This is a genomic window from Microcoleus sp. Z1_A1 (assembly GCF_036700305.1).
Taxonomy (GTDB): Bacteria; Cyanobacteriota; Cyanobacteriia; order Cyanobacteriales; family Microcoleaceae; genus Microcoleus.
This window is the reverse complement of sequence record NZ_JAUBOR010000023.1, coordinates 34,447-54,910: the sequence shown is the minus strand read 5'-3', so window position 1 is coordinate 54,910 and position 20,464 is coordinate 34,447. Positions and strand designations below refer to the sequence as shown.

The window sequence follows — 20,464 nt, the reverse complement described above, 5'->3', positions numbered from 1 at the left end:
GCATTAAAGTTATTGTCCAAATCCTATTAACAAAAAACTCTTTCTATCGCAACCAGGAAAATAAATGACGCAAACATTATCGAAACCGGACGTAACCAAAAGCCAGTATACTGTAACTTGGGAAAAATTGCCAGACGACTTTAAATTACCCGACGATCCTGTCGAAAACATCGACCAACCACTTTTAGCCGCGGCCCTCCGAGAAGCCTTGGATCTCGCAGGATTTATCCTAGCTTCAATGCTAATAGCTTCCAATTTTGGACTGTGTGCCAAAGTTAACGACAAAACAGTAGTAAAAGCACCAGATTGGGTGTATGTTCCCTCGGTATTGCCAGCAGAACCAGGAGAGGTTCGCCGCAGTTATACGCCCAATGCTGAGGGAGAAGTACCTGCTGTAGTGATGGAATTTTTATCGGATACTGACGGTAGTGAATATTCAAATAAACCGACATATTATTACGGAAAATGGCGGTTTTATGAGCGAATTTTGCAAGTGCCGATTTATGTAATTTTTGAAGCAAAATCGGGAGTGTTGGAAGTGTACAGACTCTCGACTTCGGGAGAATACGAATTGCAAGAACCGGATGCTAATCAGCGATTCTGGATAGAATCAATGGGTTTATTTCTGGGGGTTTGGGAAGGTGAAAAATCTCAGAGGACGGGTTATTGGTTGCGCTGGTGGGATGAGAATGGCAATTTGCTGCTGTGGGGTGCGGAACGGGTGGAACAGGAACGCCAGAGGGCCGAAGAGGAACGCCAGAGAGCCGATCGACTAATGGCATACTTGAGAAGCCAAGGCATCGATCCTGATGGCATTTGAAGATGTGGGAGGTCGATCGATTTTAGATTTTAGATTTTCGATTTTCGATTGAATAATTGGGAATCAAGGAGCCAGAGCGATGGATTTTAGTTTAGATTTGCGATTTTCGATTGGGAATTAAGGAGCGCCATGACTGCAACAACATTAGAAGAGAAATTAGATCGGCCGTTGCTATTTCCAGGGTTAACTTGGGAACAATTCAAAACCTTAGAACCGATGCTGGATATTCCAGGGGTGCGGCTGTCATTTTTAGATGGGATACTGGAGATTCAGAAAATGCCTGGAAGAAAACACGAAACAGCCAAAGGACGTATCGGTGCGTTGGTAGAAACTTACATGATGGCGGCAGGAATTGATTTCACCCCTACGGAGTCTCTGACATTAGAAAATGAATCGCGACTGGTGAAGTGTGAAGCAGACAAGTCTTACGAATTGGGTGCTGATAGAGAACGTCCCGATTTAGTGATCGAAGTAGTCGTCACTAGCGGTGGAATTGATAAGCTAGAGGCTTACAAACGGCTGCAAATCCCTGAAGTCTGGTTTTGGGAAAACAGCCGACTGTCTCTGTATGCTCTCAGACAGCAAGGATACGAAGAAATTCCGAGTTCCCAATTGCTCCCAGATCTCGATATTGGTTTACTCGTCAGGTGTGTTAATATGCCGAGTCATGTTGAGGCAATTAAGGAATTCAAAAGGGCGATCGATGGGGATTTGTAGTCAAAAATAGATAATACATATCCCCGACTTCTTAAAAAAGTCGGGTATCTAGCAACGATCCAACGTTGTTGATGAAGTACACCCCGATCACTCCCCGTAGTTACCCTGGGCCGTGTCCCTATAAGAGCTGGAACTCCTAAACTTCAGTGTATTCTTTGCCTTTTTGAGACTCTAACCAACGTTGATAAGCTTCCTTATCACCTCTAAAGGAATCGACAGAAACTTGACGTTCTGGCATGGGTTTGAGGGGAGCATCAATAGGGGAATATTGGCAATAGCAGATTACTACCATATCAAATTCACCGATCGGAATATCGGGAGTATAAGTCTCAACCCGCGCCACTTCCCACTCACCTGTGCGGTAATGAGTGCTGTAACCGTGCCGAGTTGGATCGTGTTCTGCTTCCACACGAACAAATTCTGGGGGGCGATAGCCAACTTCAGGAATTGGACCATCAGAAGAGTCAAAGTGTTCTGCCAAAATGCGAGTCAATGATTGAGTGTGCTGTAGTTTTCTATCTTTCCACCCAGGAGTTCTCGGTTCGGCTCGGAAAATAATGTATTTATGCATCGTCGTCCTCTCTTTCTGTGTCGTAGAATGATTTGGGAAATTCTGTTTGGCCTCGAAAAACACAATCAACTTCTAGACCGTTTGTATCAATTTCCTCTATGTCAAGTAGTTTCCAACCATATTTTCTTTGCATCTCATAGCAACAAGCTTCGTCGGCTGCTGCGTGTCGAGATTTGTCTTCGTCTGGATCGTAACGCAACCAGTTTGGATTATTTGGCATAATTGTATTGCTCCCTGTGTTGGGTTGACAACATTGGAGAAGTCGTCTGGACTCGGTATTTGCGGTACTGCGTCCGGGCGCGTCTTTGCAAAATTATAGGATAATTGTTATAAGCTCGGCCCGCTTGTGAACCAGACAATTGGTTGAATTTGCTTGACAAATATCGGTTAATGTGTAAAGAGTTTTAGCGAAAATTTTAAATTGGCAGGGGCGATCGTTTTGCGATCGAACTTGGGCATTCTAGAGATTAGGTGCTTTGCGAGTGCCGGGAAAACAGCGACGCCAAGAGTTAGCAATGGAAAGCACACAGAAAAAATCTAGTGATAGTCGGGTTCATCGGAGCGATCGAATTAAGCAGATTTTTGCGTTAGTATCAATGGTTGGCTTTGGTGGTTCGGCAATTTTTGGTATGGTGAGTCTGTTCGGCAGCGGTTTGAGCAGTCAGCACCAGCAAAAATCAGCTCCGCCGGTAGCAGTTTCCCAGGAATCTTTGCTAGCGGCGCAGGAAAGGGGATATGAGACGGTTTTGCAGCGGGAACCGCAAAATCCGACGGCTCTGGAGGGGTTGGCAAATGTGCGGTTGCAGATGAATAATCAGGTGGGGGCGATCGAGCCTTTGGAGAAGTTGGTGAAGCTAAATCCCGATCGGGCGGATTATAAGGCGCTGTTGGGGCAGGCGAAGGGGAAGTAAGGGGCTATCGTTGATAAAGCTGTTAGTCCGGTAAAGAGAAAAGTTTAGCTAGGTAAGAGCAACTCAGGAAAGTTAATTATGTTAAATAATGCAGAACAAGACGTTATAACTGGGTTTCATAAACTTTACTACGACCGGGGGCAAGAGGGTGGCACTTGGCAAAATACTCGTTGGATGGGAGTGCCAATTCTTAAATGTCCCCTTGACTTATGGATTTACCAAGAAATTATTTTTGAAATAAAGCCTGAAATAATTATTGAATGCGGAACATTTAATGGGGGCAGTGCTCTATTTTTAGCCCATCTCTGCGACATCATCAGACATGGCGAAATTGTCAGTATTGATATTGAAGAACGCAGCGGACGACCTCAACATTCTCGGATATCTTACTGGGTCGGCTCATCAACTTCTGAACAAATTATAGAACGGGTCAGGCAAAAAGTATCCGGTCGAAGTCCCGTTTTGGTGATTTTGGATTCTGACCACAGCGCTAATCATGTGATTCAAGAATTACGCCTCTATAGCCCATTGGTCACGCCGGGAAGTTATCTCATTGTTGAAGATACGAATATTAATGGTCATCCTGTTGTTCCGGATTTTGGTCCGGGTTCAATGGAAGCAGTACAAGCGTTTCTGAGTGAAAATAGTTCTTTCTCCGTATCTACAGATTGCGAAAAATTCTTTTTCACTTTTAACCCATCTGGATACTTGAAGAGAAGTATTAGTTCGGAAAGTGTTAAACAATTAAGCAAAGGGAATCGAGAATCTTTTCCAAAATCTGAGATGGTGCGTGTAGATATAGGATGTGGCGATCGCAAACCTGATAATTTTGTGGGAGTAGATGTGTGTCCTGGTTTAGGAGTAGACATTGTTGCCGATCTTAATCAGCGATTTCCCTTTCCAGATAACAGTGTCGATGAACTTAGAGCCTACGACACTATAGAACACTTGGTAGATAGAATTCATACAATGAATGAAATTTGGAGAATTTGTAAGCCAGGAGCAAAAGTTGATATTCTAGTTCCTTCTACTGACGGTCGAGGTGCTTTTCAAGATCCTACTCATGTCAGCTTTTGGAATATTAATTCTTTTCTGTACTATTGTATAGATTATCCTAATTATATAGACCTTTGTAGAAAATATGGATTTAAAGGTGCATTTAAAGCTGTCAGGTTAGAACATGAAGAATCATCGCATAACGTCATTCATGTTAAAGCTGAATTAGTTGTAATCAAAGATAAGCAGGAGGTTAAAGCGAGCCATATCCCGGAAGAAAAACCCCACAGCGATCCATTTTTCATAGCAGTTAATAAATGTATAGACCAGTATGAAAATAGCTCGCAGGAACCTGATGTAATAACAAATATTCGTCAATATCGAAAAGAGATTGCTGACAGATGGCTTAATTTATCGCCAGACAAGCTTGAAGAAAATTATCTAGGGGCGTTGGGTGAAGTACATCGCTCGCTGACCAACAGTATGTTAAAGAAAGAACCCATAACACAGGAAGAAAAAACTTTCATTGATGCTTTATCAGCACAAATTAGTAAAGGATTGGATGAGCCAGAGGCTGTTAATTACCTGTTAGCAGCAATGCTGTACAGTGGTGCTGAGAATTTGCCGTTATCACACAACCTTTCTCCCATCCCCCAGTGGTTTATCAATGACTATTTAAAATTTGTACTTAATTATGTACCATACTTTCAGGAAGTAGAAGAAGCAGATAGTTACTATCAGTATATGCGAGAATGGGTGGATTATATACACTCATCTATTTTTTCCAATCTAGATTCCTTGTTTTGGAAAAATGTGGCTATGAATTTTTTACAATTAGCTAATTTCATTCCTCTTTATTTTAATGAAGCCAATTTGAAAGATATTTATGTAAAGCGAGCGGAGATATTAGAGTATGCACTGAAGCTCAACGGGCATGAGATTGATTATAATTTTTTCGATTCATCTGCCAAGTACAGAAAAAAACGAATAGGTATCCTTGCGTCACATTTTACGCCAGCAGCAGAAACATTTGCATCTCTACCAGTTTATGAGTATCTCAGTAGAGATTTTGAAGTTATTTTATATTCTCTTAGTAACACGGGACATCGACTAGAGCAATATTGTCAAAGCTGCGCTAATTCCTTTAAGCTGCTACCGAATGATTTAACCGAGCAGGTAAATTTCATTCGCAGTGACGACCTGGATATTTTATTTGTTGCCACAAATATTACAGCCGGAACCAACCAAATTTGCTTACTGTCAATGCACCGACTAGCGAGGATTCAAGTTACCAGCGTTTCCTCAGTTGTCACAACAGGTATACGTCACATGGATTACTATATATCTGGTAAGTTGACTGATTGGTTTGACAATGCAGAACAACACTATCAGGAGAAGTTGTTAAAACTTGATGGTTCTGCTCACTGCTTTAGTTATGGGCCTGAACAAAATACTGCTACTATAAAAGTAAGTCGCGAAATCCTTGGCATAGCTGAATCATCAGTAGTTTTTATCGGCGGTGCTAACCTATTTAAAATTACTCCTGAGTTGAGTAATACTTGGGCAAAAATAATAGCTGCCGTCCCCAATTCTGTTTTGGTTCTCTACCCCTTTGGCCCAAATTGGTCAAAATCTTATGCGAAGGAAGTATTTAAAACAAATCTAAATAAAACTTTTTCTAAGCAGGGTGTAGAGCTAGATAGGTTGCTGATTTTAGACCCCGATCCTATACCAAACCGAGATGATATCAAGGAATACTTAAAGCTAGCGGATATATATCTTGATTCATATCCATTTTCAGGAACAACATCTGTGATAGACCCCTTGGAAGTTGGTCTACCTGTAATAGCAAGACAAGGAGCTTGTTTCCGCTCTGCGATGGGAGCAGCACTTGTACAAGAACTTGCAATGCCTGATTTAGTTGTCAGCAGTGAAGAGTCCTATATTCAGATAGGGATCGCACTGGGTACAAACCGAGAATTACGCCAGCAAAAAAGTGAACATATCCAGCAAAAAATGCTGAGCAAACCACGATTTCTGGACAGTCGTGCTTACTCTGCTCAAATGGGAGTCTTATTCCACGAACTAATCCGAAAATATCATATAGATGCTCTAGGCAACTACCTGCAATTAAAAGATATCAACCTGATTATTTTCCCCGATTGGACCCAATCGGAAGAATTAATATCTCAGGATTTAGCGAGGACGATCGGTGCGATCGTAACTCACCCAGACAAAAGTAAGATGACTTTGCTGGTAGACACGAGCAATATTTCTGAGGACGATGCCAGTCTCGCTTTGTCTGGCGTAGCGATGAATCTTTTGATGGAAGAGGATTTAGACGTTTCCGAAGGGCCTGAAATTTCAGCGATTGCACAGTTGAGCGAAATGCAGCGGGAAATACTCATCTCTAGTCTTTACGCTAGAATCGTCTTGGAAAATGAGAACAAAGAGGCGATGGCATATCTCAAAGCTCAAACACTTCCGTCATACGAACTCGATAGTTTTAGCAACAAGAAAGCTGTTGAGTTAGAAAGTGGCGCCTGGGAACTGCAATAGTATGATTTTGTTTCCCAGAAGCGATTGATACAGTAGATTGCAGGTAAATAGAATACACTAAAAAAAGTGTTTCCAAAGAACAATACTATAAACCAGAAGTACCTTGCAACCAGGAAATCAGCTTTTCGGGTTCTTCGTTCCAGCTTCCCAATTTGGATCAAACTCTCTAAATCTTCTACCGCTTCAGTGCAGTAGTTCTGCACTGCTTTTCTTGCCTCCTGCAAGGTTGTCTCTGAAGCCCCACCCAACATCCTGCTAATATCACTTAGGTCTTGAGAACGACTCGCTTGGAGTTTCATGACCACTAAATAAGGCCAGGGAATGATAGGTAAACGATGTGGACTCAAGTTAGGGTTTTGAATCGCTTTTCTTGCCCAAGGCTGATCCGACCCTCTCACATCCAAAACCGTATTATCTGGCAGTCGCCAAGTGCTGCCACCAATACTTAAACTTCCTTCTCGCACTGCCCAGACAACTAACAATTCCCGATTTGCGAGGCATCCGATGCCCCAATCAAGATATCTAGATCCAGAGTCATCCGTTCCGGCCTATACAGCCGCGTAGCAATTCCCCCAACAATCACAACAGGGGTAGTCTGTATGATACTTCTAATATCGGTCACGGGATAATTCCATGTTCGAGTGTCAAGAAATTCTAAACTGCTACCGCTACCAGGCTTGACTCGCTTCAAGACAAGAGCAATAAATTGTTTGCGTGTTTCGTGATTCATCTGTCATCGATTTGAGGCTGTGAAAAAAGTTGTTTAGACGTTGACAATTGGTAATTGCTCAACTAGGGGAAAAAAGGGAGCCATGAATAGAGAGGGCTTGTTGAATAGCTTGATAAGCAGTTAAGCCCTGCCTTTTACCAGTATTGACAACTGAACGAACCGCCGCAAATAAATCTCGCCCCCATTCGGAACGAAAGCAATTAGTCACGCGACGAAATATCACGCTCATCCGAATCGCTTGTTCGCTAGAATTATTTGTCGGTGGAATTGCAGCATCTTCCAGAAATAAAAACAAATTATCCATCAGCTCGCCATAGCGTTTTCGCAACCGAACACCATCCGGTTGATATGGCATTAAACTCAAAATTGTGATTAATCTTTCTCGTAAATTACTGCGATATCGCTCCAGTCTTGCCTCGTCCATCCTGTCGCGTCGTCGATGGATGACAAAAGCTCTTAATAATAACCTCTTCATCGCTGGGGCAAAAATCTTGTCTCCTGCATCAATGGCATATTGACAATCCCGCAGTTGATGGGCTAAACACACCTGCCATTGTGCTGCTGGGTGATTTTTTTGAGCACTAAAAAGGTCTGATACCCACAGTTGCGGGCGATGTTCTCCGAGAACTTCACTAATTACTCCAGCCCCTCGACTGGGACGGATGACATGCAGGCAAATATCTTGGTTCTGAAACACCCACTCCCATTGGTTTTTTCCGTTAACTCTGGCGCTGGTTTCATCCGAGCAAATTAATTTTGCCTGTCGCAATCGTTGTAGTATCTGATTTACTTGGTCATCTAAACTGGTTTTGACAGTACCTAAAAGGTTGGCGATTGCTCCTTCGGAGATCTTGAGTCCGAAAACTTCTGACAAGATTCCCGACAGCCGTTCGTAGCTGATCGCATGAGTGTAGCGCAGATATGTGACTAAGCTTTGAATTGAGCTGCCAAATGGTGAGCCTGGTTCCATTCCAGCAGGTACCGGGACCAGATACTCGGTTTGACAACAGGGGCAGCGACCGCCATAGAGCTCGATGCGGGTGACTATCGGACGAATTGGTGGTAGTTCAATTTTGTCATAGACCGCTTGCAATTTTTGGGACGTGGCAGTGACTGTTTCTGAACACTGGGGGCAACTTTTGATTTGAGCGACAATGATTTGGTCGGGTTCGGGATGTAGATGTCTTCCCCCTCCTGCTCTGCCGATGCTTTTTTGTCTTTTGACTCCTTCTATTTTCGATGGCTTCGGCTTGATGTTGGGCTTGAATCATGCCTGATGGTGGAGTGCTTGAATTCGAGCTGGTTTTGGCGAGAGATGAGTTGGGTTTTGATTCGTCAGTGTCTAATGCTGCCCGCAGTTTTTGGATTTCCTGCCATAGCTCTACTATCAAGGCGTTTTTGGCCTCATCCGATAGTTGTTTTAGGTCAGGGAGTTTTTTCATTCCTTTATCTAATGTCTATCTCGTTCTCTTGTCAAGGGGGTTGAGCAATTACGACAATTGTTAGGTATTGCCTTCAATGTACCTTTGCCACATCTGTTCGTAAGCATTCTCCATCTCGCGGGTAAACTTTTCAGCATTCCACAGTGGAGCCGTTTGTCGTGACTGCCGCAGTTTCCAGGATATATGCTGCCGCAGGGCCGCATCTTTCCCTAAACGAATTCCCCATTCTATATACTCTTCATCTGTCCAAGCAATGCCTTCGTTAATCCCAGCATTCATCATCATTGTGTAGCTGTTGCGAGCTGCAAACTGCTCTCCAACTTTTGTCACTAAAGGAACACCCATCCACAAAGTTTCTAGAGTGGTTGTAGCCCCATTATAGGGATAGGTATCCAAAACTACATCAGCGATACTAAGGTTGGCTCGGTGAACTTCTGACAAGACTACCTCTGGCAAAAATCGTAATCGATTAAAATCTATACCCTCTTCTTCTGCTAATTCATTAAAGAGTTTTTTAATTGAATCTTCCTCCGCGGCTCCTTTTATTATGAAATAACTATTAGGGACTTCACTGATAATTTTCATCTGGAGCCGTGCTGTATCAGGATGCCGTTTGTAACCTCTCTGAGCACTAAGGTATATAACCGCATCAGTAGGAATATCTAACTGCTCGCGTCGCAGTGTTGGTACCCCCACTTCAAAACCATCTACTGCTATGTAAGTTTGAGGTAAACGCCATATCTTTTCCGAATAATAATCCTGAGCTGATTCTGGTAAAACATAAGGATCGGCAATAAAATAATCAATTGTAGGTAGCCCTGATGCGTCCCATCCTAGCCACGTTATTTGCACAGGTGCAGGTTTAAGCGCTATCACTTCATAGCTAACATCTGAGGTGAGGCTGTCAAGATCAATTAGAATATCAATCTCATCTTGAGAAATTTGCTCAGCGATTTCAGTACCGACAATCCCGCACCTATATGCTTTAGACACTTGATTTACGTACCATTCTTGTAGCGGGTCCTGCATATTCCTATAATTAATTAAATAGGCATGCAGTTGAAAACGCTCCCGATCGTGGTACTTGATTAGCCATCGAGCTAGCGATCCCACCGCGTGGGTCGCGAGACAATGAGATAAATAACCGATCTTCAAAGGTTTGGTTAAACTACTAATATTTTTACGATGAGTAAACTGGCGCTGCCTGTATAGTTCTATCTGCTTTTTAGCAGAGTTTTGAATATTGACTTGGCATATTTGAGCTAATTGGTTACTGATTTTTCTGTATTTTTTGGGTTCATCTCTAAAGTAAGGGAAAAAGAAGGGGGTAAGAAACAGGTTATGAGCTGTAATTAAGTCCAATGAAATTGGCTGTTCAGCTATCAAGGACTCTTGTAGAGATTGGAGGCGATTAACGACTGAGACAGCTTCTTCCCAATATCCTCCGGCGCTCATTAACCCCCGAAGGACGAGATGCGTCGCATAGATTTTAACAGGCAAAGATTCTGCTAATGAATATAAAATTTTAGCGGTCTTTATCCCTTCATTATATTGACCTGCATTCTGGTAAAAAACACTTAAAAGACAGATAATATCTAGATTGTTTGGATCTAAGCGTAAACACAATTCAGCAAAGTGTACTGCTTGCCTGGAGTTTTTCCACAAAGTTGCCAGTCCAAAAGCCGTTGGTATTACAGAGTTAATATATAGTTGGCAGTCACAGACATGAGTAAGGCAGGCTTCTGCCAATTCCAAGGATGATGGGTGCAAAGGATCGTATTCTAAAATGCTTTTTAACACCTGCATCAATACCTCGAAGTTTACTTCTCCAGATTCTTCTGATTTAAGAAGTTTAATCACTCCTAGAGAAGTCAGTTCCTCAGCCGTAAAAGTCCCCAGCCTGACGGAAAGCTCAAGCAAGTATAACAGGTTGTTAATATTTGTGGGAGCAATCTCCCGGATGTGGTGCCGAATTGCCCAAGCAATCGAGTCCTCTTTCAAAGCCTCCCTGCGTTCTGCTTCTGTTTGCAGAACCATTATCAGCTGCTCAGTCCATTGCTCAATTTGTTCTGGCTCACCCTCTGCCATGCATAACAGCCAAGTAGCTTGAGCTTCTAGCTCTTGCTCCTGCAATAATAGCATTAGCCCCAAATTCCAGTAGTGAGACTTGATATCTGGTTCCGTAGCAATTGCTTGCTCATATAGGTTGGCAGCCAGAGTGTACAGTCCTTCAGTTAAGTATTTATGTGCTTGTTCTTCCAAGGCTGCTAAATCTGTAGACGAGGTGTTTTCTAAAAATACCACCATAAGTAAGTCTCCTTTTTTATCCTTATTGTTATGATCTTGCCGCAAAAAAAATACTGCAAAGAACATACCTAAACAAAATAACTATTTAGTGATAATTTGGCTACAAGAGTGGGTAGCGTTCAGAACACTACCCATTGTTGCATCAGCTTCTGATGGATGAGGCTTGCAGGAACAATTCTAGCTTTAAAGGCTAGATCAAGCCTACTTAGAAACTTCCGTCCATGCGGGACCTGTACAACCCACACTGGCAGTGGCAACCGTTGCATAACCCGTTACATCTCCTGTACCGGCCGCAGTTCTTTCGCACAATACCGCCGCAGTGGTTCTTTCAGTTGCTCCTGTAGGCTGAATTAAAGCTACTTTTCCTGCGTATGCTTTGAGCGCTTCGCCTATGGGTTTTGCGACATTTCCCACCTCAGTAGCATTTGTAGCAGGTGCTACAGGATCGAGCGCGTAGGTATAGTTCTGAGTAGTAGTTTTAATGCCAAGATTCAACTCGCCAACAGATGTGGCAAATCTACCACTTTCTGCGTAGGTAGCTTGTTGAGACCTGTTCATGGAACCGATATACTGCTTAGCTTCTGACTGCTTAGCTTTGTTGGCTTGGTTCAAGAAGGAGGGTAAGGCAATGGCCGACAAAATTCCGATGATGATGATAACCACCAGCAGTTCAATTAAGGTGAAACCCTTATCCCGCTTCTGATTGAGGTGTTGTAGAAATTTCGCTTTCAATTCAGTTTTCATGTTTTATTTCTCCAAATCGCGTGAGATGCTTGATTTTTGACTCCTAAGAGTAACTTACCCCTTTTCAATAACTTTCATATCACTCGCTAACCAAATTTTTGAGCAGCCTCAAACCAAACGCTCGAAAAGTATGTATAGAAAGACTTCTAGGCTACTAAGGAGTTCTTTAACTTCCTCAAAAGCTTTTTCTGGCTTAGCTTGCTCAAGAGTGATAGGATGTAGGGGTCTGAGTTTGAGCCAACGCTCTACAAGACACATGACCGACTGTGGCTGATCAGTTTCCCACAAAGGTAGTAGGCTAGCCGCCATCATACTATCTACCGTAATTGGTACTCGCGTAGGCAGACTTACGTAGCGGCTTATCTCGAAAACTTTGTGATTAGTGATAGCATTCACTAGATCGTTTTTTAACTGAGGTGTTCTGAGTTGAGGGTGCAGATAAACTCGAACTTGCTGCCAGTCAGATTGCGTCCATTCATACACCTCTCTAAAAGAGTGAGCTTGATTAGGATGACCACACCAAAAGTCAATCAAGCGGTTGACCGGGTGCAATAACTCAAATAGGTGTAGTCGGAGATCAACAGGAAGATCCGGCAAGCTCATCGCCAAAAATGCGGGCAAGTTTTCGGGATTTTTGAACAAGTCTGCTAACTCCCATTGTCGCCAATTCACCATGCTGATGAATTCTAAATTCGCTTCCCTTAAAGCTGCAAAAACTTCTGGAATCGTGTAGCCTTTATCGCCTTGAAGGAGATAGTTGGCCAGCAGCCATTCTTCATTTTTTTCTACTGGCAAATTCCAAGTTCTTGCCTTTATCGCTACATTATCTTGTAATTCTTCTATAATTTCTTTAGCGATACCTATTTCCATTTCTCTGGGGTTTTCTTCTAATAAACCCATTATTTTAAATACTTTTTGAACTGCATAATAAGAAGCGCGTTGGAGAGAACTATGAAGGTTAGCGCGAATGATGCCATCGGGCTTTAAAACGGCTTGCATTGCCTGAAGACCGACCACAGGATCGGGTACTAAATAAAGGACATCATCACAGTTGATATAGTCAAACTTTAAACCTAAATCGGGTAAATCCTCAAGGGGTAGAGCATAAAAATCAGTGTTATTGAAACCGTGATATTGTAACCGCTGTCTGGCCAACTTGACCGACTCCTCAGATATATCTACTCCTATAATTTTTGCCCCCGGATTTGCTTCTGCTAACATCAGAGATTTGTAGCCACTGCCACAGCCCGCATCTAAAATAACTTTACCTTCAGTATCTATAACTTTTTGATTTCTTAAATAGTAAGCTGTTACCAGATTATGAATATAGAGAGATTGATAGTCTGTTTTGGGAGAGTGGTCGAGGGGAATTTTAGGGTAAGGAGCTTTGTCAAATTGTTGACGAATTTTCTCGATTAACTCTGATTCTTGGTTATCCATTCTCAATCAAGCCTAATATTACCAAATTACCTGGTGGGACATTCCTCTTCTAAAATAGAAAGGTATTCGAGCCGCGCCGTCTGGGGCAAAATCTATGGCCCCTCAATTTTCCCACCTGCTGCCATATTGTATCACCAAAGACCTATTCTATAAACACCAACACCGCATTTATCCTGAAAGTATTCCCGATCTTGATCGCCCTCTCCTCGCCATTAAGTACGGCGGCCCCATTCTATCCATACCCTCAACGGCTGCGATCGCTCTAATCGCCGTGTTTACCCGTACTATTATCCTTGCCGCATTGCTAAGCTGGCGATCACCCCAACCTACTCAAATCAAGTTAAGCATAAAAAAAATAGGTGCGATCGCCCTAACCAGAAATGCCTCTCCTAAACTCCCTCATCGCTTCCACACTCGAAGCCATCAGCAAGCAGCGACACAATAAGTTAATATCTAAATCTGGCAAAACAACACTTAAATAAATTTTTTCATAATCCTCAGAACCCAAGCGATACATAGCCAATACACCATCCTCCCAGAACCAGACTTCAGAAACTCCCAATACTCGATAGCGCTGCAATTTTTTGACATTACCGCTAGTGAATATAACTTCGATACATAAATCTGGGGGAGAATTTGGGGTTATGCGTCGGCCAATAAAGTAAGATTCATCAGCTTGTGCAGACACTACCCCTTCCTTTTCTTGGGTAAAACTTCCCGTCGGTGAAAACTCAATTTCATTTTCGGCGCAGTAGATAGCCAGCAGCGTACAAATTGTCCGACTAAAAAATTCATGTTCTGGGGAAACTGCCAAGATTTCTACCTCTCCTTTGTAATAAAACAACCTGATGCCAGGGGAGTCAGAAAACCCCTGTTCAATTAGCTTGAACTGTTGCCAGCTAATCCCGGAGTGAATGAACCGTTGGTCTTGTGGCTGTAAAAGTGTCTGTGTCATCATGCGAACCTCAATCAAGTTCTGGGTTTAAAACAACATTCATCGCCTCTTTCCTGTTAAAAACTCTAAGGCGCGATCGCAGCCGCAACACAATACTTGCGATAATAGTCTCAATCCTTAATTATACAACCAACTACCACCTCCATGAACACCAACATCAGCCCCATCCTCAAAGTATTCACCCTTTCCGCCGCCCTTTCCCTAGCCATCAAGTACGCAGGCCCTAGCTTATCCATACCCTCTACCGACCTCAACGCCCTAATCGCCGTGTTTACCCCCAGTATCATCCTAGCCGCCATCCTCGGCTGGCGATCGCGCCAACAGCAGCAGTAGAGACGGAATCAAAAAGTGCGATCGATCTACACTAGGTCTAAAGACTATGTTTTAGCCAAAATCTTAATTCCCCGTACAGCTTATCAAAACCAAAGTTGAGGCACTCACCATGATTCAAATTATACCTGAATTAGTAACATTCGATGAATTCATTGACTGGTATCCTGAGAATTCCGAACACCGCTACGAACTACACAATGGAGAAATTGTTGAAATGCCAAAAGCAACAGGCAAACATTCTAAAGTGGCCGGTTTTACCAGCGGCTGGTTATTTCTCGAAATAGAACGCTTAAACCTACCCTACTTCATCCCCAAAGAATGCGTCATCAAACCCATGCGCGAGGAATCTGGATATGAGCCAGATATAATTGTACTTAACGAACAAACCATTGGAAACGAGCCACGATGGGAAAAATCATCAATTATCACAATGGGTTCATCAGTCCCCCTAATCGTCGAGGTAACTAGCACTAATTGGGGTGATGATTATGCCCTAAAGCTTGAGGCATATGAGTCAATGGGTATTCAAGAATATTGGATTATAGACTATCTAGGATTGGGCGGCAGACGGTTTATTGGCAACCCCAAACAACCCACTTTTTCGGTTTACCAACTAATTAACGGGGAATACCAAGTCAAACTGTTCAGAGGCGGCGAGGGTATTGAGTCCCCAACTTTCCCAGAATTGAAGCTGACAGCGCAGCAGGTGTTCGCAAAAGGGAATTGAGGAGGCTGCTTGTACTGATGTCCGAGTAGGGGTATCTGATTAAAGATGCGATCGCGCCCATCTGCTGTATCTTGTATAGAGGCGATTTATCGCTTCTGGGCTGCAGAGCAATTAGCAAGCAGTAATTCCCCATACCCTATTCCTCAATCTAAAATCTAAAATCTAACATCTAAAATCTAATGAAGCTAGGACAGTGGATGGGCTTATTAGCCCTCATCGCATCTTGTTACATCCTGTGGCAAATCAGGCAGGCCCTACTGCTGCTGTTTGCCGCCGTAGTCTTAGCCACAGCCTTAAACAGACTAGCACGCTACTTACAAAAATTCGGACTCAAAAGATCGATCGCCGTACTCTTATCAGTTAGCTTCCTAATCCTCGTATTCGTAGGCTTATTCCTGATAATTGTACCGCCCTTTACCCAACAGTTTCAACAACTTACCCAAAGAGCCCCTCAAGGAATAGAAAGATTAAATCAGTGGATAGATCAACTTGAGGGTCGCTTTTCAGGGCAATTTGGTCAGCGACTGCCAAATCTTGATGTTAACGACATCATGCAACAACTGCAACCTTTATTCAACCAACTCGTCGGCGGTGCAGGAGCCTTTGTAGGCAACACATTAGGCGTTATCCTCAGCTTTTTGCTCGTCATAGTTTTAACATTGATGACATTAGCAGAACCTCTATCTTACCGCAAAGCATTCATCCAACTATTTCCCTCTTTTTATCGGCGACGAGTCGATGGCATCTTAGATGAATGCGAAATAGCTCTAGGTCGATGGGTCATCGGGGCTCTCATTAGCATGAGTGTGATTGCTTTTTTGAGCTTAATTGGTCTGTCAGTCTTGCAAGTTCCCCTACCGCTAGCTCACGCTGTAGTAGCAGGATTTCTTAACCTAATTCCCAATATAGGCCCCACTCTGAGCGTCATCCCGCCAATGACGATCGCACTTTTAGATTCTCCCTTGCAATCCGGTTTTGTCTTCATCCTTTACTTTCTAATTCAACAGTTTGAAAGTAACGTCCTCACCCCCTACGTCATGGCACAGCAAGTATCACTGCTGCCAGCAGTAACATTAATAGCTCAAGTATTCTTCGCCACCTTCTTTGGATTTTTAGGCTTATTACTAGCCCTCCCCCTCACCGTTGTAGCTCAAGTTTGGATTAGGGAAGCCCTAATTAAAGATATTCTCAACCAATGGAGTGCCAGTCCTAAAACCTTAGCAGCAATCGATTCTGCTATCAATGAAAAACATGAATCTATAGGAGTCAGCGAAACCCTGCCAGAAAAATATTTACCAGAACAGAAACCCAACATCCCCGATCATTCTGACAATGAGGCTCCTGAAAATCAATAGTTAAAATTCATAATGACCGAAAGCATCCAGGATACAAGCCCCCGGGTTCATTCGTCCAGAAATAAAAAACCTGTATCCGATGAAACTTGCCCCCCGCATTTATCTCGCGCAAGTCAATTCTTTAATCTAAAATCTAAAATCTAAAATCTAAAATCGATTGACCAAGAATTTATTGAGGGTACAAGCCCCCCCATTTATCCGTGGAATCAATCGAAAGCATCTCAAATCGAAAATCCTCAAGAAAGAGCATTTATCTCGCGCAAGTCAATTCTTTAATCTCAAATCTCAAATCTCAAATCTCAAATCGATTGACTTGATAGTCACCGTCAACCAACTGGTAAGGATCGCGAATTAAATAACTTACAATTTTAATTGTTATTGTGGGACGGGCGGGACGCCCATCCCACAATTTTGTGGAAGTTATTTAATTCTCATTCCTAAACAGAAAAAGTAGGTTGTTTAGGATTGCCAATATAGCGTCGCCCGCCAAGTCCCAAATAGTCCGCAATCCAGTATTCAGAAATGCCCAAAGCTTCGTAATCCACCAATTTGTAGCCATAATCATCCCGCCAATTGGTACTGACAACTTCGACAATTAGCCGGACAGAACTACCCATCGTAATGATAGATTCCTTTTTCCATCTCGGTTCGCTGTCCATCCCTTGCCTGTCCAAAACGATCGCATCCGGTTCGTAACCAGATAGCTCATACCATTTTAGATTTTAGATTTTAGATTTTAGATTAGCCATGAGTTACTGGATATGGGTTTGGAGCTTGCCTGCAGTGACATTATTTTTTTGTGAAACTTGTATCATAATTGGTGGCGACAACGCATTCTTTGGGAACGAAGTAAGGAAGTCCTAGTCGTCGGATTTCAAAGTTGAGTTCAGCGACAAGGAAGCCCGCTACTTCTGAATGTTCTCCGGTTGCTTTAGGCATCTCAACAATAGCTCCATTGTGCAGTTCGTAACGGTTTTCAGAATTTTCAGGATACCAGTCAATAAATTCATCGAAGGTGACTGGTTTTAATATCGCTTGAGTCATGGCGATCGCCCTTTATTTGATTTATGATATTGTTATTGTATCCGTTATAATTTACATCTTGCATCATTATCAAGAACAGGCAAGATGCCTGTTCCACGAAAAGTGAATTTTATTGTGGAACAGGCCGAAAAGCCTGTTCATAAAAGGCTTGTTGAGAATGGTGCAACATCTCAGTTATAATATATTGATTTTATCTCAAACAACCAGCTCGATCGACATTCCATCAATCCCAAATCCAAATTACTCCAAAATCAATCAATTCAAAATCTAAAATCCAAAATCTAAAATCTAAAATATATGAGATCGATCGACGAAATCAACGATAAAATCAGCCAGGGCAAAGCCACAGTCTGGACAATCGAAGAACTCAAAACAAGAGTTCAAGAAACCAGCATTACCCAAGCAGCCAAAGAAGTCGATGTGATTACCACCGGCACCTTCGAGCCGATGGAATCCTCCGGTGCAATCATCAACCTCGGCCATACTGACCCGCCGATAAAAATCCGCCAGTGCTGGCTAGACGGCGTTTTAGCCTACTCCGGCTTCGGCGCAGTAGACCTCTACCTGGGAGCCACCCAAGTAGCCGAAGACGGCGAAGAATCCGGCGAACGGGGAGGCGGACACGTCATCGAAGACTTAATAGCCGGCAAACCCGTGCAGTTGCGGGCTTTGGGGCAAGTAACAGACTGCTACCCCCGCGCCTCCTTTGAAACCACGATTACCCGCGATACAATCAACCAGTTTTATTTATTCAATCCCCGCAACGCATATCAAAACTTTATTGTTGGCGTCAATGGAGGCGATCGCCCGCTGTTCACCTACCTCGGCCCCCTGCAACCAAACCTCGGCAACGCCGTCTACTCGAACCTTGGAGCCATGTCTCCCCTGCTCAACGACCCCGACCTCGAAATCATCGGCATCGGCACCCGCATCTTCCTAGGAGGCGCTCAGGGCTACATCACCTGGGAAGGAACCCAGCACTTCCCGCTGCAAAAACGCCAGCCCAACCGCACCCCCATCGGCCCCGCTGCCACCCTCGCACTCATCGGCGACGCCAAACAGATGAACTCCAAATGGGTGCGCGGCTGCTACTTCAAAAACTACGGCCCATCCCTGATGCTGGGAGTCGGCATTCCGTTTCCAGTCTTAAACGAAACAGTCGTCGCCCACTGTGCAGTATCAGACAAAAAAATAGTAGCGCCGGTGGTAGATTTCTCTATCCCCCGGCGCGTTCGTCCCACCTTCGGTTTAGTTAGCTATGCTCAATTAAAGACTGGCCGCATCCTCATCGAGGGCAAACCAGTGCGGGCCGCCCCCCTTGCGAGTATGTTTCTCTCCCGGCAAGTAGCATTGGAATTGAAGCAGCAAATTGAAGCGGGTCAATTTACCCTCACGGCCCCAGTTGCTCCCCTACCCACTGACAGAGTATTTCTCCCGCAAGATTTGTGGGGTGCACAAGTCCGGCTCGAATAAAGGATTTTAGATTGGCGATTTAGCGGTTGTAAATTAGTCTTGGACAGACTAATCTAAAATCTAAAATCTAAAATCTAAAATTGGTTCATTCCTCGATCGGCTTAGGCTTCTTAACCGGCTTAGGAAGAGGTTCCTTGGGGACAGGCGGTGGTGCTGCTGCGGACTTGATGGTAGGACGCCCTACAGGAGCACCGTCACCCTTCGGCTTAGGAGTAAACGGACGCTTCCCTCCTCCTTTGAAGCCACCGGGCGGCTTGCTGCCGGGGGGGAATTTCCGCTTTTTAATCGGCAGGGCACCAATATTATTAGCCTGCTCAATCATCAGACTCTCAGCTTTCAATTTGACGTGGAAATCCCAAAAAAACCCGATCGCTTTTGTTGCTAAATCTCCCTTGAGTTTCAACTTAAAAAACTTCATCTTGTCGTCATTCTTGCGGGGAGCTTGCTTGATTTTGACGATGACATACTTTTCTTCGTCTTGGGATTGATAAATCACCTCACCTCTAATCGAAAAATAGCCATCTTCAACATCAGGTTCCGAGGAAGGCAAAGATGCGGTCGATGCTTCGCCGCTAGCCTCAATCTCCGCTGCTTCCTGATTTTCTTCCTCATCAGAGGACGGTTCGGGAGATTTCTTGAGCGTTTCCGGCTCCCAAACCCCCATAATCTGGGCGTGCAATTTGCCGTCTTCTTGCCTGGTGCGGGGATAGACCACCCACAGGTGTTCTTGTTCCAGCTCCAGGTGATTTTTGACTAAACTCATGACTCTACCCAGCAAAACTGCGTCGATGGCAGTTCCGTCGGCAGCTATCAGCATACCCCGGGTGAATTGCTCTTCTGATGGCGTGTAGCGGCCCCGCACCAAACCAACAGCTCGGTACTGTCTGGGTTCGCTGGGGGGGGGAATGGGATGTTGGCGCATGACGGAGGGTATGTCCTCAGCGGCCTGACTTTCGTTAGTGGCAGGCTCGGCGTTTGCCGGCGGTGCGACTGCTGGGGCTGGAGTATCGCTGACAGGTGTCGAAGACGCTGCAGACGCCGGGGGGGCAGGAGCATTGCTGGGCTGGTCTTGTGGCTTTGTTTTGTCCTTGTCGGGGGCAGAACTGTAGCGTGGTCGTTGCAGCCTATCCTTGGACGCTGGGGCGTCTGTTGGCGTTGCCGGTTGATTTTGGTCAACAGGCGCAGCCAACGCCGAAGGCACCGAACTTTCGTCTGGTGTCTCAGGAATGGAATCTGTATCTTTAGGCGGATTGACGGCCAGTTCGCTCGGCTGAGCCTTGCGAGTTGAAGTAGATTTGGACGATTTGGAAGACCGGTTGGGAGAGGGGTTCATAAAAACT

At 44.1% G+C, this 20,464-nt stretch carries 18 protein-coding genes and 1 pseudogene; 8 read left to right on the top strand and 11 right to left on the bottom strand.

Translation table 11 applies throughout. The annotated features are described in order from the left end of the window. Positions 1–64 precede the first annotated feature (64 nt). Entirely contained in the window at positions 65–820 is a 756-nt protein-coding gene (locus QT973_RS16460) for a Uma2 family endonuclease (RefSeq protein WP_333210436.1), read from the top strand. A 129-nt stretch (positions 821–949) separates the two neighbouring features. Then, on the top strand, positions 950–1,537 hold the full coding sequence (locus tag QT973_RS16455; protein ID WP_333210434.1) for a Uma2 family endonuclease: 588 nt from the start codon (positions 950–952) through the stop codon (positions 1,535–1,537). Between the two features lie 136 nt (positions 1,538–1,673). On the opposite strand, the gene QT973_RS16450 is transcribed toward QT973_RS16455, so the two are convergent. Continuing rightward, positions 1,674–2,108, bottom strand: a complete 435-nt coding sequence (locus tag QT973_RS16450; protein ID WP_333056237.1) for a hypothetical protein — start codon at positions 2,106–2,108, stop codon at positions 1,674–1,676. After that, positions 2,101–2,328 (bottom strand): hypothetical protein, encoded by a 228-nt coding sequence (locus QT973_RS16445; protein ID WP_333056238.1) that lies wholly within the window; start codon positions 2,326–2,328, stop codon positions 2,101–2,103. Before QT973_RS16445 ends, QT973_RS16450 begins: the two co-directional genes overlap by 8 nt. Before the next feature lie 295 nt (positions 2,329–2,623). Between QT973_RS16445 and QT973_RS16440 the strand changes: the two genes are divergently transcribed. Next, positions 2,624–3,019, top strand: coding sequence for a tetratricopeptide repeat protein (locus tag QT973_RS16440; RefSeq protein WP_333210432.1), 396 nt, complete (start codon positions 2,624–2,626; stop codon positions 3,017–3,019). A gap of 78 nt (positions 3,020–3,097) precedes the next feature. Beyond that, positions 3,098–6,574: a CmcI family methyltransferase gene (locus QT973_RS16435; protein WP_333339756.1), complete on the top strand. Its 3,477-nt coding sequence runs from the start codon at positions 3,098–3,100 to the stop codon at positions 6,572–6,574. A gap of 475 nt (positions 6,575–7,049) precedes the next feature. Here the strand turns inward: QT973_RS16435 and QT973_RS16430 are convergent, their stop codons facing one another. From QT973_RS16430 to QT973_RS16405, 6 genes are all read right to left on the bottom strand, one after another. After that, positions 7,050–7,304 carry a hypothetical protein gene (locus QT973_RS16430; RefSeq protein WP_333339759.1) on the bottom strand — a complete coding sequence of 85 codons (255 nt, stop codon included), beginning with the start codon at positions 7,302–7,304 and terminating at the stop codon, positions 7,050–7,052. Positions 7,305–7,362: 58 nt separating this feature from the next. Then, positions 7,363–8,511: an IS66 family transposase gene (tnpC, locus tag QT973_RS16425; RefSeq protein ID WP_333391737.1), complete on the bottom strand. Its 1,149-nt coding sequence runs from the start codon at positions 8,509–8,511 to the stop codon at positions 7,363–7,365. 295 nt (positions 8,512–8,806) lie between these two features. Then, positions 8,807–11,119, bottom strand: a complete 2,313-nt coding sequence (locus QT973_RS16420) for an O-linked N-acetylglucosamine transferase family protein (RefSeq protein WP_333339761.1) — start codon at positions 11,117–11,119, stop codon at positions 8,807–8,809. 135 nt (positions 11,120–11,254) lie between these two features. Next, positions 11,255–11,797: a type IV pilin-like G/H family protein gene (locus QT973_RS16415; RefSeq protein WP_333339764.1), complete on the bottom strand. Its 543-nt coding sequence runs from the start codon at positions 11,795–11,797 to the stop codon at positions 11,255–11,257. A gap of 108 nt (positions 11,798–11,905) precedes the next feature. Then, entirely contained in the window at positions 11,906–13,237 is a 1,332-nt protein-coding gene (locus tag QT973_RS16410; protein ID WP_333339767.1) for a class I SAM-dependent methyltransferase, read from the bottom strand. A gap of 370 nt (positions 13,238–13,607) precedes the next feature. After that, on the bottom strand, positions 13,608–14,195 hold the full coding sequence (locus QT973_RS16405) for a Uma2 family endonuclease (protein WP_333210421.1): 588 nt from the start codon (positions 14,193–14,195) through the stop codon (positions 13,608–13,610). A 141-nt stretch (positions 14,196–14,336) separates the two neighbouring features. Between QT973_RS16405 and QT973_RS16400 the strand changes: the two genes are divergently transcribed. The 3 genes from QT973_RS16400 to QT973_RS16390 all read left to right on the top strand — a co-directional run bounded on the left by QT973_RS16400 (position 14,337) and on the right by QT973_RS16390 (position 16,607). Continuing rightward, positions 14,337–14,525 carry a hypothetical protein gene (locus tag QT973_RS16400; RefSeq protein ID WP_332984302.1) on the top strand — a complete coding sequence of 63 codons (189 nt, stop codon included), beginning with the start codon at positions 14,337–14,339 and terminating at the stop codon, positions 14,523–14,525. A gap of 109 nt (positions 14,526–14,634) precedes the next feature. Continuing rightward, complete coding sequence (locus QT973_RS16395; RefSeq protein WP_333056247.1) at positions 14,635–15,252, top strand: Uma2 family endonuclease; 618 nt, start codon at positions 14,635–14,637, stop codon at positions 15,250–15,252. Positions 15,253–15,431: 179 nt separating this feature from the next. Next, positions 15,432–16,607: an AI-2E family transporter gene (locus tag QT973_RS16390; protein WP_333056248.1), complete on the top strand. Its 1,176-nt coding sequence runs from the start codon at positions 15,432–15,434 to the stop codon at positions 16,605–16,607. Positions 16,608–17,044: 437 nt separating this feature from the next. Here QT973_RS16390 and QT973_RS16385 read toward each other — a convergent pair. After that, positions 17,045–17,308, bottom strand: a pseudogene (locus QT973_RS16385) (Uma2 family endonuclease); the annotation flags it as partial. 88 nt (positions 17,309–17,396) lie between these two features. Next, positions 17,397–17,651 (bottom strand): Uma2 family endonuclease, encoded by a 255-nt coding sequence (locus QT973_RS16380; RefSeq protein ID WP_445243069.1) that lies wholly within the window; start codon positions 17,649–17,651, stop codon positions 17,397–17,399. 297 nt (positions 17,652–17,948) lie between these two features. Between QT973_RS16380 and QT973_RS16375 the strand changes: the two genes are divergently transcribed. Then, positions 17,949–19,124 carry a homocysteine biosynthesis protein gene (locus QT973_RS16375; protein ID WP_333210414.1) on the top strand — a complete coding sequence of 392 codons (1,176 nt, stop codon included), beginning with the start codon at positions 17,949–17,951 and terminating at the stop codon, positions 19,122–19,124. Positions 19,125–19,209: 85 nt separating this feature from the next. Here QT973_RS16375 and QT973_RS16370 read toward each other — a convergent pair whose 3' ends face one another. Then, complete coding sequence (locus tag QT973_RS16370; protein ID WP_333056250.1) at positions 19,210–20,457, bottom strand: hypothetical protein; 1,248 nt, start codon at positions 20,455–20,457, stop codon at positions 19,210–19,212. Positions 20,458–20,464: the final 7 nt, after the last annotated feature.